Origin of the sequence: Allochromatium palmeri, from assembly GCF_009720725.1 — a bacterium.
Taxonomy (GTDB): domain Bacteria; phylum Pseudomonadota; class Gammaproteobacteria; order Chromatiales; family Chromatiaceae; genus Thermochromatium; species Thermochromatium palmeri.
In genome coordinates this window covers 1-12,061 of sequence record NZ_WNKT01000047.1, presented here as the reverse complement: position 1 = coordinate 12,061, position 12,061 = coordinate 1, and the positions used below count along the sequence as shown (strand labels likewise).

The following is a 12,061-nucleotide window of genomic DNA, read 5'->3' as shown; positions in this document are numbered from 1 at the left end:
TTCGCGTTTCTCTCGATCAATTCAATAACATCCTCGCGCGGCCAGCCAGCGGTCGCCAGAGTGAAGGAGTGTCTGGATGAGTCAAGACATCAAGTACATCGGCCCCACCGCGCCGGCGGCCATCAAGGCCAGCCAGCGCATCACGCCCGAGAGCACTGACGAGGTGCGTCATATCACGCTCGAAGTGCTCGACCCGGCTTTTCAGTTCGTCGAGGGCCAGAGCATCGGCGTGCTGGTGCCCGGACCGCACGCATTCGGCAACGCGATGCACGTGCGCCGCTACTCGATCGCCAATGCGCGCAACGTCCCGGTCGGCGGCGGAGTGCATCTGGACATCCTGGTGCGGCGCTGTTTCTATCTCGACGAGATCAGTGGCGAACGCTATCCGGGCGTAGCCTCCAACTATCTGTGCGATGCCAAGCCGGGCGACCGGATCACCATCAGTGGTCCCTATCTCAGCCCTTTCCGCATGCCGCTCGACAACCGCGCCAATCTGCTCATGATCGGTACGGGTACGGGTATTGCACCCTTCCGCGGCTTTGCGCAGCTTATCTATGAGCGTCGTGGTGACTGGAAGGGTCAGGTGCGGCTCTACTACGGCGGCCACAGCGGTCTGGATCTGATGTACGCCAACGACGAGACCAGCGATCTGGCGCACTACTATGATGAGAAGACCTTCCAGGCCTTCCGCGCCCTGGGCACCCGTCCGCTGATGAGTTCCTCGCAGGCGCTGGAGCAGGGCTTGACCGAGCACGCGGCTGAGGCCTGGCGTCTGATGCGCGAGCCGAATACGCATGTGTTCCTCTCGGGCTTGAGCAAGGTCACGCAGGCGTTCGATCGGGTCATGGCCAAGCAGGCCGGCTCCGAGGCCGAGTGGAAGCAGCTCAAGCAGGCGTTGATCGAGGATGGACGCTGGTCGGAGCTGATCTACGACTGATCGAATAGGCAGAGCGCGGCTGGATGCTCCTGCTTGGAGTTTCCGCCGCCCATGATCTTGTGCAATCGCACGCTCGACCGCATGATGGATCGCGCGCTTACCTGCCAACCCTGGAGTTCGTCGTGACCACCATTAGCGCCAATGAACTGAAAACGAAAGGCGTTGCCGCGATCGAGGCGGCTTTGGCCGGACAGTCGGAAGCCATGGTCTCGGTGCGTGGCCGGGATCGTTTCGTGGTCATGGATCTGGAGCATTACCACTACCTGCGTGAATGCGAGCTGGAAGCGGCACTGGCTCAGAGTCGAACGGACTTGGCGGCCGGGCGCTTCGCGGAAGGTACGGTCGAGGAACACATGCGGCGTATCGACTCGCTGCCGGACCCGGCGGAATGAGTTTTCGGCTGGTTTTCACTCAGCAGTACGAGCGGCGCGCCGCACGCTTCATCAAACGCCATCCTGAACTGCGCCAGCAATACCAGAAAACCTTGGAGTTGCTCGAGGCCAATCCCTTCCATCCCTCGCTGCGCTTGCATCCGCTCAAAGGCCGTTTGGCTGGCCTCCACTCGGTTTCGATCAACCTGTCATATCGCATCACGCTTGAGCTGTTGATCGAAAATGATCGAATCGTGCCGGTGAATGTGGGTGATCATGACGCTGTATACTGATTGATGCTCGTTGAGTCCTGACAGCACTCAGGCACTGGGTTGAGCGCCTAAGAACGCCCGCGCCGTCCCGGCATCGCGCTGGATCTGCGCCCGGAGCGCCTCGAACGACTCGAAACGCTGCTCGTCGCGCAGACGCAGCACCAGTTCGACTTCCAGATGCCGGCCGTAGATCACCTGGTCAAAGTCGAATAGATGCACCTCCAGCCGCGCGCTGGTCCCGCCGACCGTCGGGCGGGTGCCGATATTGGCCACGCCTGGCCAGGGTTCCGAACCCAGCCCATGCACGCGCACCGCATAGACTCCGCGCACCGGACTGACGCGCCGATGCAGCGCGATGTTGGCGGTCGGGAAGCCGATGGCACGACCGCGTTTGTCGCCATGCACCACGCGCCCTTCGAGACAATAGGGCCGGCCGAGCAGATGCTGCGTCTGCTCCAGGTCGCCGCGCGCCAGTGCCTCGCGCACCCGGGTGCTGCTGATACGCTCGGCGCCGTGGGTGATGGTGTGCAGATCCTCGACCGCGAATCCAGCCCCATGCGCTTCAGCCGCGCGACCCATGTCCCGCAACAGGGCAAAATCGCCCGCGCGTCCCTGGCCGAACCGAAAATCATCGCCGACCAGCAGAAAGCGCACGCCCAACCCCTCGATCAGCAGCCGCCGCACGAACTCCGGGGCCGACATCACGGCCAGACGCGGCCCGAACTCCAGCAGCATCACCCGCTCGATACCGCTCGCGCGCAGTGCCCCGAGCTTTTCGCGCAACCGTGTCAGACGCGCCGGCGCCGACTCGGGCGCAAAGACCTCCATCGGCTGTGGCTCGAAGGTAATCACAGTCGCCGGCAGTCCCAGCTCACGCCCGCGCGCCAGCAACCGCTGGAAGACCGCACGATGCCCCAGATGCACCCCGTCGAAGTTGCCGATGGTCGCGACACAGCCGCGATCGGCGGGGCGCAGATTGTGCAGGCCCCGGATCAGTCTCATTCTTCAGTCTGCGGAGCCAGCGGACGTCCGAAGACCTCCTGATACTTGTCTGCATAGGGTTCGAGCGTCTGATAGACATGCTCAGGCACCACGCGCGCCTCGAAGCGCGGAAACTTGCTGCGCACATAGTTCAGGTTGCGCAGCAGCTTCATCTCGATGATGGCGCGCGCGAACTCCAGGCCCTTCGAGCCCTTCTTGCGCTGCATGTAGGCGACCAGTTGGCGCACCAGGAACGGCGGCTTCTTGGCCCCCGGCGGCTGAGTCAGACGCGCGATGTAGTGCGGCATACCGCGCGTGCGGTCGCCGCTTGAGGTCAGCTCGCCGATCTCCAGCTCCGGGCGGATCAGCTCGAACAGCTCCTCGCCGATCTCGGTGCGCGCCAGCACCCACTGCCAGCCCAGCTCCGCGCCCATGTAGCCGACGGTCAGATCGGCGAGCGTATTCGGATAGTCGAAGCAGGACAGACAGGAGGACGGGAAGATCCCGTGCAGCTTGTCCATCGGAAAGTCGATGTAGTTGACGCGCTCCTTGTGGCCGTCCTCGTGGCGCATCCAGAGACTGAAGTCCTGCATGAACTCGTAGTGAACGATGGTCTGGGGCGAGCGCGAGACCTGGGTCAGGAAATATTCCAGATCCGGATAGGTGACATTGTCGCTACAGGGGATGCCGATCACATAGAGCTTCTCCAGCCCGAGTTCGGCCTCGACCGCGCGCAGCATGTGCACCTGACAGCTTGTACCTATGAAAGCCAGTCGCTTGATGCCCTGTTCGCGCACCTGATCGAGCAGACGCAGATTCGGCGACAGACAGGGCTTGTTGCCGGCGGTGGCCAGAACTTCGGCCGGCGTGCGTGCCAGCACCGGTTCGGACTTGAAGCGGGTGCCGGGCGCCGCGCCCGTGGTGATGACGGCCTCGACTGTCCCCTGTTCGAGCAGGCGCGCGCCGAGCGAGGTGACGATGCCGCTCCACTGCGCCTGGGGATTGGGTTGGCGCATCCGGGCGGCGTACTGGGTGCGATGGATGCCGAAACGCCGCTCGTCGTCGGGCCGGCGTCCGCGACCGTGCAGGCGCTGCTCGATCTCGGCGGTCTGGTTGTGCACGAAGATACAGGCCGAGGACATCCGCCCCTTGAGCGCGCTGTCGCACAGCCCGCAGTCGCTACAGAGCTTGGGCCGGCCCTTGAGCCGCTCGTCGCTGCTCAGGAGCGAGATGGTGTCGAGTCCCTTGGAGGGGCCGGTGTCCTGGGGGTCGAGCACGGCGTCGTTCATGCGGCGGCCTCGATGGCGCGTGCGGTGCGCGGGCTGGCAGTGGTGGCGAAGATCATCTTTTGTTGTCCTCCTGCGGGTGGATCTGTGCTCGGATCGGGCCGAGCGGGGCGCTATATTACGGGATAAGCACGCTCGGCGCGTCACTGTGCAAACAGCCGCAGCCGGTGCGTCAGGCTGCCTTCGCTCTGCCGACGCTGACCCGGACTTGGATTTCCTCCCAAGGGACGAAGATCTTGCCGGCCGCATCCTTCTCGATGAGACCCAGGTCCAGCAGCTTGGTCACATCCGAATGCACGTTGCTGTAGTTGCGTCCCACCTGTTTGGCCAGTGCATGGATCGAAACCGGCCCCAGCCCCTTGAGGGCTTCGAGCAGCGCCATGCGCGCGGCCGTCAGCTCGCCGAAGAGTTGGGCCGCACTGCTGAAGCCGAGATAGTAGTCGGCCTCTGGAACCGTTTCGCCCGCATCGACCAGGCGCGCTACCTCCAGCGCCTTGGCGAAGTAATCACCGGCGGCGGATGTTTCCACGATCGCTTTAGACATAGTTCTCTCCTGCCAAACGGCGCACATCCTCGCGAAAGTCCTCGATCAGACCGAGCAGGCTCTTGAAGTGATACGGGGTCTCGGTCTCGCCTTCGTGGCGATGATCGCCCTTGCCGCGCTCGTTATCGTAGCGCACCAGGCATCGGTCATGGCGACCGCAATAGAGCCGATATTTGAGACCGTGCGGACGTTCCGCCGAGGGTTGCGGAAGACGCCAGACGACCATCTGCACCACAGCGCCATCCGGCCAAACGTCCTTCGTACTCAGAATCATCTGTGCTTGCATTGTTGCATCCTAGGCAATAACCCGAAGCCGAGCAATCCAAGATTTGCATCATGGAACTTGACCTTGCCTAGCCATGGGCGCTAGGGTCGCGAGTTCGATTTTCGCGCCCGCGCCTGAACGCGCTCGATTCGGGTGCCTGCGCTCGACAGACACTGTACGCCCATTTCGACACACTAGAACTAGGTTCGCCGCGTATGCCCATCCCTTTTCCCTTTTCCGCCGTCGTCGCCCAGGAGGAGATGAAACGCTCCCTGCTGATGGCGGCCATCGATCCCTCCATTGGCGGCGTGCTCGTCTTCGGTGACCGTGGCACGGGTAAGTCCACCGCCATTCGCGGACTGGCCGCCCTGCTGCCGAAGATGCGTGCCGCCGATTGCACCTATCACTGCGACCCCGAGGCCAGCGACGACTATCTGTGCGAAGAGTGCCGCACCAAGAAAGCCAAGGGCACCAACATCAAGGGCCATCAGGTGCAGGTGCCGGTGGTCGATCTGCCGCTCGGCGCCACCGAGGACCGCGTCATCGGCGCGCTCGATCTGGAACGCGCCCTGACCAAGGGCGAAAAAGCCTTCGAGCCAGGCCTGCTGGCACGCGCCCATCGCGGCTTCCTCTATATCGATGAGGTCAATCTGCTCGAAGACCATCTGGTCGACTCGCTGCTGGACGTGGCCGCGTCCGGTCAGAATCTGGTCGAACGCGAGGGGCTGAGCGTGCGCCATCCGGCGCGCTTCGTGCTCGTCGGCTCGGGCAACCCGGAAGAGGGCGAACTGCGTCCGCAGTTGCAGGACCGCTTTGGTCTCTCGGTCGAGGTCAAGACCCCGACCGATCTGCCCACGCGCATGAAAGTCGTGCGTCTGCGCGATGAGTTCGAGCGCGACCCCAATGCCTTCGTCGAGAAGTGGAAGAACAAAGACGCCAAGGTCAGCCGCCAGATCCAGAAGGCCAAGAAGCTGCTGCCCGAGGTCGAGGTGCCGGACCGCACGCTCGAAGAGACGGCCAAGCTCTGCATCAAGCTCGGCACCGACGGTCTGCGCGGCGAGCTGACCGTGATCCGCTCGGCGCGCGCGCTCGCCGCACTCCAGGGCGACAAGACCGTCACCGTCGATCATGTCAAGACCATCGCTGTCTCGGCGCTGCGCCATCGTCTGCGCCGCGATCCGCTCGATGAGTCCGGCTCGACCAGCCGTGTCGAGCGCGCGATCAAGGAGCTCTTTGGCGAATGAGCACTCCCGGCCCGAATCCCGCTGTCGCGGACGGCGGCACACCGGCCCCGCTTCAGGCGGGTCCGGGCCCCTCGCCCTGGGACGACGCCGTACTGGCGGCGGTCCTGATGACGATCGATCCGGTCGGTACCGGCGGTGTGGCGCTGCGTGCGCTGCCCGGTCCGGTGCGCGATCAGTGGCTGTCGATCATGCGCGACCTCCAGCCCGAAGGCACGCCGATGCGGCGCATTCCGCTGCATGTGGCCGACGGGCGATTGCTCGGCGGACTGGATCTGGCCGCCACGCTCAACGCCGGGCGTCCGGTGGCTGAGAAGGGCCTGCTGGTCGAGGCTGACGGTGGTGTCATCGAGCTGTCGATGGCCGAGCGCATCGCGCCCGGTACCGCCGCGCGGCTCAACATGGCCTTCGACTCGGGCGAGGTCGTCCTGGAGCGTGATGGACTGGCCCTGCGCACGCCCTCGCGCTTCGCCGTGGTCGCGCTCGATGAGGGCGTAGGCGAGGACGAGGGGCTGCTCAATGCGCTGCTCGACCGGCTGGCCTTCCATCTGGACTTGAATTATCTCCGCTACGATCAGGCCATCGCCTGTGACTATGATGTCGAGGACGTGGTCGCTGCCCGGCCGCGTCTGTCTCAGGTCACGATCAGCGATGCGCAGGTCGAGACGCTGTGCAATATCGCACTTGCGCTCGGCATCCCCTCGCTGCGCGCCTCGATCTTCGCCAGCCGGGTCGCCTGCGCCCATGCCGCGCTCGAAGAACGCACCGAGGTGACCGACGAGGATCTGGCGATCGCCGGTCGCCTGGTGCTGGCCCCGCGCGCCACCCAGCTCCCGCCGATGGAGCCGCCGCCGGACGCCGAACCGCCGCCGCCCGAACCGGAGGAACCGAACCAGGACGAGGAGCAGTCCAACCAGGAGCCGCAGGAACCCCAGGAGCTTCAGGACAAGATCCTGGAGGCGACTCAGGCGGCGATCCCGGCTGGTCTGCTGGCTCAGCTCCAGATGGGCAAGCTGCGCCGCTCGCGCGCCCGTGCTACGGGCAAGGCCGGTGCGGTTCAGAATGCGCCCTCGCGCGGACGCCCCGCCGGGGTGCTGCGCGGCGAGCCGCGTGCCGGACAGCGTCTGAACGTGATCGAGACCCTGCGCGCCGCCGCGCCCTGGCAGCGCATCCGCCGCGAGGAACGTGCGCGCGCCGGCAAGCCGTCCAACCGGCTCGAAATCCGCCAGGACGACTTCCGCATCACGCGCTTCAAGCACAAGTCCGAGAGCACCACGGTCTTTGTGGTCGATGCCTCCGGCTCTTCGGCCCTGCACCGTCTGGCTGAGGCCAAGGGCGCGGTCGAGCTGCTGCTGGCCGACTGCTATGTGCGGCGCGATCAGGTGGCGCTGGTGGCGTTCCGCGGGCAGGGCGCCGAGGTGCTGCTGCCGCCGACCCGCTCGCTGGTGCGCGCCAAGCGCAGTCTGGCTGGATTGCCGGGTGGTGGCGGCACGCCGCTGGCCTCGGGCATCGATCTGGGGATGATGATGGCCGATGGCGTACAGCGGCGCGGCGGCACCCCGGTGCTGATCATCATGACCGACGGTCGGGCCAATGTCGCGCGCGACGGCACAGGCGGGCGCACGCGCGCCAACGAAGAGGCGCTGGCCGCCGCGCGTATGGTGCGTTCGCTGGAGATCGCCGCCTTGGTGATCGATACCTCGCCGCGTCCGCAGCCGCAGGGGCGTGAACTGGCCAGGGAAATGGGCGCGGTCTATCTGCCGCTGCCGCATGCCGACGCCAACGCGCTCAATCAGGCGGTGCGGGCGACAGCGGGTTGACCGCGCGTTCGCACGGCTTGTCACGCCGGCTGGAATGACGCAGAATGACAGCCGCTCGTCCTTCGCCTCGCGGGGGCGAGCGACTGTCGATACCGATCATGGGGCTGTAGCTCAGCTGGGAGAGCGCCGCGTTCGCAATGCGGAGGTCAGGGGTTCGATCCCCCTCAGCTCCACCAATCAAAACAAACCCTTACCGCCCAGACCGTTCAACCTTCCTCAAGTCCGCGTGACTCAAACCTGACTCATGTGTCACGCATTCCATCTCGCCGACAATGCTTCGGCTTGGGCCAGTACCGTCTGAACAGCGGCGTCCTGCAAGTCCGGCGGATAGCCATAGCGGCGCAGGATCCGCTTGACCAGCACCCGCATCTTGGCACGGGCACTGGAACGATGCGCCCAATCCACCGTGATGTTGCGCTGTAAGTCGTTCAGCAGTTCATGGGCGATAACCTTGAGCTGATCGTTGCCCATGACTTCAACCGCGCTCTGGTTCTCGGCCAGCGCATCATAGAAGGCGATCTCGTCTTCGGACAGCCCTTCGTCCTGGCCGCGCGCCTTGGCGGCGCGGATCTCATGGGCCAGTTCGATGAGTTCCTGAAGGATCTCGACGGTGCTGATGGCGTTGGTGTGGTAGCGGGCGATGGCCGCCTCCAGACGCTCGGAGAACTGCCGGGCCTGGACGACGTTGGTGCGGGTGCGTGAGCGCACTTCGTCGTTGAGCAGCTTGCGCAGAGCTTCCAGGGCCAAATTCTTCTGCGGCATCTGGGCGACTTCGGCCAGAAAGTCATCCGACAGGATCGAGATGTCCGGCGTGCTCAGGCCGGCGGCGGCGAGAATGTCGACGATCTCGGTCGAGACCACGGCGCGGTCGATGATCTGGGCGATGGCCCAATCACGCTCCGACTTCGACGGGCCGCTGGTCGTGCCGGTCTTGATCAGGGCCGCGCGCAGCGTCTGGAAGAAGCCCACGGCCTCGCGGATCTCGCGTGCGTAGTCACTCGCCGACGCCAGCGCGAACGCCTTGGACAGAGCCAGCGTGGCATCCTGAAACCGCCGATGGGCGCGCTTCTGCGCCTCGGGCGTCTTCTCGCGGGCGGCTGCTTCCTGCTGACGGGCCAGAATCCATTCGATGGCCTCGGCCATGGTCGCCAGCCGCGCCTGGGGTGTCCCGGTCAGTCCCTGCTGATAGTCGAAGCCGTGGAACATGGCGTCCACCACCTCGAAGGCTTCTTGCAGGGCCGCAACCGCCTCGGCCTCGTCGACCCCGGTCTGACGCTGATCGGCGGCGGAATACTCGGCCAGCGCCCGCTTGAGGTTCTGGGCGATGCCGATGTAGTCGACCACCAGCCCGGCGGGCTTGTCGCGAAAGACGCGATTGACGCGCGCGATGGCCTGCATCAACCCATGTCCGCGCATGGGCTTGTCGACGTAGAGGGTGTGCATGGAGGGCGCATCGAAGCCGGTCAGCCACATATCCCGCACGATCACCAGTTGCAACGAATCGTTCGGGTCTTTGGCGCGCTTGGCGAGCAGATCGCGCCGGGCCTTGGCGCCGATGTGCGGTTGCCATTCCTGGGGATCGGCCGCCGAGCCGGTCATGACGATCTTGATCCGTCCAGCCGCGTCGTCGTCGGAATGCCAGTCCGGGCGCAAAGCGACGATGGCGTCATAGAGGGCGACACAGATGCGCCGGCTCATGCAGACCACCATCGCCTTGCCCTCCAGGGCGGCGACGCGATCCTCGAAGTGCCGCACCAGATCCTCGGCGACCATCGCCAGCCGTTCCTTGGCGCCGACCAGGGCCTCGATGGTCGACCACTGGCGCTTGATCCGCTCCTGTTCGCTCTCAGCCTCGTCTTCGGTCAGTTCGGCGATCTCGTCATCGATGGTCGGCTTGGCCGCTTCCGGCAGCTCAATGCGGGCCAGACGGCTTTCGTAGTAGATGGGCACCGTCGCGCCGTCCTCGACCGCGCGGCTGATGTCGTAGACATCGATGTAATCGCCGAACACCTGCCGGGTGTTGACGTCGGCGCTGTCGATGGGCGTGCCGGTGAAGCCGACGAAGGCCGCATTGGGCAGGGCATCGCGCAGATACTTGGCGAAGCCGTAGCTGATCTCGCCGGTCTTGCTGTCCACCTTGGCCTTGAAGCCGTATTGGCTGCGGTGGGCCTCGTCGACGATCACGATCACGTTGCGCCGGTCGGTCAGCACCGGATAGGCGGACTCCCCCGCCGGCGGCGAGAACTTTTGCAGAGTGGTGAAGATCACCCCGCCCGAGGCGCGGTTGAGTTGGGTGCGCAGATCCTCGCGGCTCTCGACCTGGATCGGGGTCTGACGGATCAGATCGGCGCACAGGGCGAAGGTGGCGAACAACTGATCATCGAGGTCGTTGCGGTCGGTGATGACCAGGATGGTCGGGTTGGCCAGTTCGGGACAGCGCACCAGTTGCCCGACGTAGAAGGCCATCAACAGGCTCTTGCCCGAGCCTTGGGTGTGCCAGATGACGCCGATGCGGCGGTCGCCGGGTCGGTAGTCGCGCACGCTGGCCAGACCGTAATCTTCGGGATCCTCGCGCAGCGTCTCCGGCCTGGCTTCACGCATGGCCAAGGCCCGCAGGGTCGAATGCAGGGCGCGGCGCACGGCGTGGAACTGATGGTAGCCGGCGAGGATCTTGAAGAGTCCGTTGCCGGTGTTGCCGAAGACGGTGAAATCGCGCAGCAGCGCCAGGAAACGCGCGCGCTCGAAGGCGCCGATGACGAGAACGCTCTGCTCGGCTTCGCCTTTGGGCGCAATGGTCCGCCCGTCGGTCGTGCGCCACGGCATGAAGCGCTCCAAGTTGGCCGTGAGCGAGCCGATCCGCGCCGTCAGTCCATCGGAGATCACCAGTGCCGCGTTGGTGCGAAACAGCGACGGGATCTGGGCCTTGTAGGTCTGGAGTTGGTTGAAGGCCCCCGCCATCGTCGCCTGCTCGCCGCCGGGGTTCTTGAGCTCGAACACGGCCACGGGCAAGCCGTTGAGGAACAGCACCACGTCGGGGCGGCGGTTGACCCCATTTTCAACCACGGTGAACTGACCCACGGCCAGCCAGTCGTTGGCGTCGGGATCGTCGAAATCGATCAGGCGCACGGTATCGCCGCGCAGGGTGCCATCCTCGGCATAGAACTCGACCGGCACGCCCTCGACCAGAAGCCGATGCAGGCGGCGGTTTTCCTCGATCAGCGCGGGCGAGACCGTGGCAATGATCTGTTTCAGGGCATCGGCGCGGGCCTCGCTGGGAATCCCCGGATTCAAGCGCTCGATGGCCGCTTGCAGCCGTCCGACCAGCAACACATCTGAAAACGCCTCACGCTCCGCCGCGCTTCCGTCCGGGCCGATCACGGCATCGGTGGTGCACCGATAACCCAAGCCCGCCAGTTGCTCCAGCAACAGCCCCTCAATATCCGCTTCCGAGATAAACGTCATCCTTTGCTCCGTGTCGTGATGGCCGCCGGTGCACACCGCCCCAAGCTCACGGGCCGGCTTGCGCGACCGAATCAATACATCCGCTCGGCCTCAGTCGGTCGCGTTCGCGTCGTCGTCTTCCTCGGCGCCGATGTTCAACAGTTCCGCCGCCAACGCTGGCCGATGCGTTCCAGATCGCCGCGCACTAAGACCGGCAGTTGCCGATCGTGCGCCTGCACCGCCTGACTGTAATTGGCTTGGTCCAGAGTCGCCCTGACCGACTGGATCTTGCCATCGACCAAGGCTTTGAGCGTCACCAAGCCCTCGATCTCGTCCTGCTCGCGCTTGAGTTGAGACACGGTGCCAAACAGCTCCACGTCTGGGCGCGAGAGCGTGTCGCGAAAATTCCGCGCCGCTTCTTTCAGGATCGCCGCCTCACTCGACGAGAACCGCACGCGCCGATACGTCTCGGCTCCCGGTCGGGTCCGTGCCCAGGTGACGCCGATTTCCAGGCCGTCCGCGTAGTCCGCCAAGCGGGCCACGGCCTCGCACAAATTGGCGCTAACCCCGACCTTGACGGCGCGCTCGAAAGCCGCCATTCCGGTTCCGGTCGTGGCCTGTTCCGTGGCCTCACGGCACGCCTCCAGCGCCTCCATCAAGCGCCGTGTGACCTTGCGCTCATAGGGTTCGTCGTCGAAGGGTAGCCAGACCGGGTCAAGCGACGCTTGCAACAGGGGCGGGACGGGAGCCAGGAGGCGCACCACAAAGCTGCCGTGCTCAGTTTGGCCCAAGCGCACCTGCTGCAAATACTCGTTGGCCTCCTTATTTTGGACTTTGGACAAAGTATCTTACCAGCTGGCAAAAATCGTTCGCTCACATACAGTTGGAGTAGACAAGTCCTCT

11 protein-coding genes and 1 tRNA gene are annotated in these 12,061 nt (G+C 65.0%); 6 read left to right on the top strand and 6 right to left on the bottom strand.

All coding sequences use genetic code 11. From position 1 onward, the window contains the following. Positions 1-76: 76 nt before the first annotated feature. The 3 genes from GJ668_RS16370 (at position 77) to GJ668_RS16360 (ending at position 1,601) form a co-directional block, all read left to right on the top strand. Positions 77-937 (top strand): ferredoxin reductase domain-containing protein, encoded by an 861-nt coding sequence (locus GJ668_RS16370; protein WP_155451204.1) that lies wholly within the window; start codon positions 77-79, stop codon positions 935-937. Between the two features lie 122 nt (positions 938-1,059). Next, entirely contained in the window at positions 1,060-1,329 is a 270-nt protein-coding gene (locus tag GJ668_RS16365; RefSeq protein ID WP_186343154.1) for a type II toxin-antitoxin system Phd/YefM family antitoxin, read from the top strand. Then, positions 1,326-1,601, top strand: a complete 276-nt coding sequence (locus tag GJ668_RS16360) for a type II toxin-antitoxin system RelE/ParE family toxin (protein WP_155451203.1) — start codon at positions 1,326-1,328, stop codon at positions 1,599-1,601. Before GJ668_RS16365 ends, GJ668_RS16360 begins: the two co-directional genes overlap by 4 nt. A 27-nt stretch (positions 1,602-1,628) precedes the next feature. On the opposite strand, the gene ribF is transcribed toward GJ668_RS16360, so the two are convergent. The 4 genes from ribF to GJ668_RS16340 all read right to left on the bottom strand — a co-directional run bounded on the left by ribF (position 1,629) and on the right by GJ668_RS16340 (position 4,677). Next, the gene (ribF, locus tag GJ668_RS16355) at positions 1,629-2,582 is read right to left on the bottom strand and encodes a bifunctional riboflavin kinase/FAD synthetase (RefSeq protein WP_155451202.1); all 954 of its coding nucleotides are present in this window, start codon (positions 2,580-2,582) and stop codon (positions 1,629-1,631) included. Beyond that, entirely contained in the window at positions 2,579-3,850 is a 1,272-nt protein-coding gene (locus GJ668_RS16350) for a Coenzyme F420 hydrogenase/dehydrogenase, beta subunit C-terminal domain (protein WP_155451201.1), read from the bottom strand. Before GJ668_RS16350 ends, ribF begins: the two co-directional genes overlap by 4 nt. 169 nt (positions 3,851-4,019) lie before the next feature. Then, entirely contained in the window at positions 4,020-4,391 is a 372-nt protein-coding gene (locus tag GJ668_RS16345; RefSeq protein ID WP_155451200.1) for an HVO_A0114 family putative DNA-binding protein, read from the bottom strand. Then, on the bottom strand, positions 4,384-4,677 hold the full coding sequence (locus tag GJ668_RS16340) for a toxin-antitoxin system TumE family protein (RefSeq protein WP_155451199.1): 294 nt from the start codon (positions 4,675-4,677) through the stop codon (positions 4,384-4,386). Before GJ668_RS16340 ends, GJ668_RS16345 begins: the two co-directional genes overlap by 8 nt. 194 nt (positions 4,678-4,871) lie before the next feature. On the opposite strand from GJ668_RS16340, the gene bchI reads away from it, so the two are divergent. The 3 genes from bchI to GJ668_RS16325 all read left to right on the top strand — a co-directional run bounded on the left by bchI (position 4,872) and on the right by GJ668_RS16325 (position 7,893). Beyond that, positions 4,872-5,900, top strand: a complete 1,029-nt coding sequence (gene bchI, locus GJ668_RS16335; protein WP_155451198.1) for a magnesium chelatase ATPase subunit I — start codon at positions 4,872-4,874, stop codon at positions 5,898-5,900. Further along, the gene (locus GJ668_RS16330) at positions 5,897-7,717 is read left to right on the top strand and encodes a magnesium chelatase subunit D (RefSeq protein ID WP_155451197.1); all 1,821 of its coding nucleotides are present in this window, start codon (positions 5,897-5,899) and stop codon (positions 7,715-7,717) included. The genes bchI and GJ668_RS16330 overlap by 4 nt, the downstream gene beginning before the upstream one ends. Positions 7,718-7,817: 100 nt before the next feature. Continuing rightward, positions 7,818-7,893: transfer RNA gene (locus GJ668_RS16325), tRNA-Ala, on the top strand. Positions 7,894-7,966: 73 nt separating this feature from the next. Here GJ668_RS16325 and GJ668_RS16320 read toward each other — a convergent pair. Together GJ668_RS16320 and GJ668_RS16315 are read right to left on the bottom strand one after the other, a co-directional pair. Further along, a complete protein-coding gene (locus GJ668_RS16320; RefSeq protein WP_155451196.1) occupies positions 7,967-11,179 on the bottom strand; it encodes a type I restriction endonuclease subunit R in 3,213 nt (1,070 codons plus the stop codon). A 134-nt stretch (positions 11,180-11,313) separates the two neighbouring features. Beyond that, complete coding sequence (locus GJ668_RS16315; RefSeq protein WP_155451195.1) at positions 11,314-12,000, bottom strand: hypothetical protein; 687 nt, start codon at positions 11,998-12,000, stop codon at positions 11,314-11,316. Positions 12,001-12,061 lie beyond the last annotated feature (61 nt).

Bases quoted from the DNA above. Each gene is read 5' to 3' on its own strand.
- GJ668_RS16370 (WP_155451204.1), top strand. From the start codon at position 77: ATGAGTCAAGACATCAAGTACATCGGCCCCACCGCGCCGGCGGCCATC.
- GJ668_RS16360 (WP_155451203.1), top strand. From the start codon at position 1,326: ATGAGTTTTCGGCTGGTTTTCACTCAGCAGTACGAGCGGCGCGCCGCA.
- ribF (WP_155451202.1), bottom strand. From the start codon at position 2,582: ATGAGACTGATCCGGGGCCTGCACAATCTGCGCCCCGCCGATCGCGGC.
- GJ668_RS16350 (WP_155451201.1), bottom strand. From the start codon at position 3,850: ATGAACGACGCCGTGCTCGACCCCCAGGACACCGGCCCCTCCAAGGGA.
- GJ668_RS16345 (WP_155451200.1), bottom strand. From the start codon at position 4,391: ATGTCTAAAGCGATCGTGGAAACATCCGCCGCCGGTGATTACTTCGCC.
- GJ668_RS16340 (WP_155451199.1), bottom strand. From the start codon at position 4,677: ATGCAAGCACAGATGATTCTGAGTACGAAGGACGTTTGGCCGGATGGC.
- bchI (WP_155451198.1), top strand. From the start codon at position 4,872: ATGCCCATCCCTTTTCCCTTTTCCGCCGTCGTCGCCCAGGAGGAGATG.
- GJ668_RS16330 (WP_155451197.1), top strand. From the start codon at position 5,897: ATGAGCACTCCCGGCCCGAATCCCGCTGTCGCGGACGGCGGCACACCG.
- GJ668_RS16320 (WP_155451196.1), bottom strand. From the start codon at position 11,179: ATGACGTTTATCTCGGAAGCGGATATTGAGGGGCTGTTGCTGGAGCAA.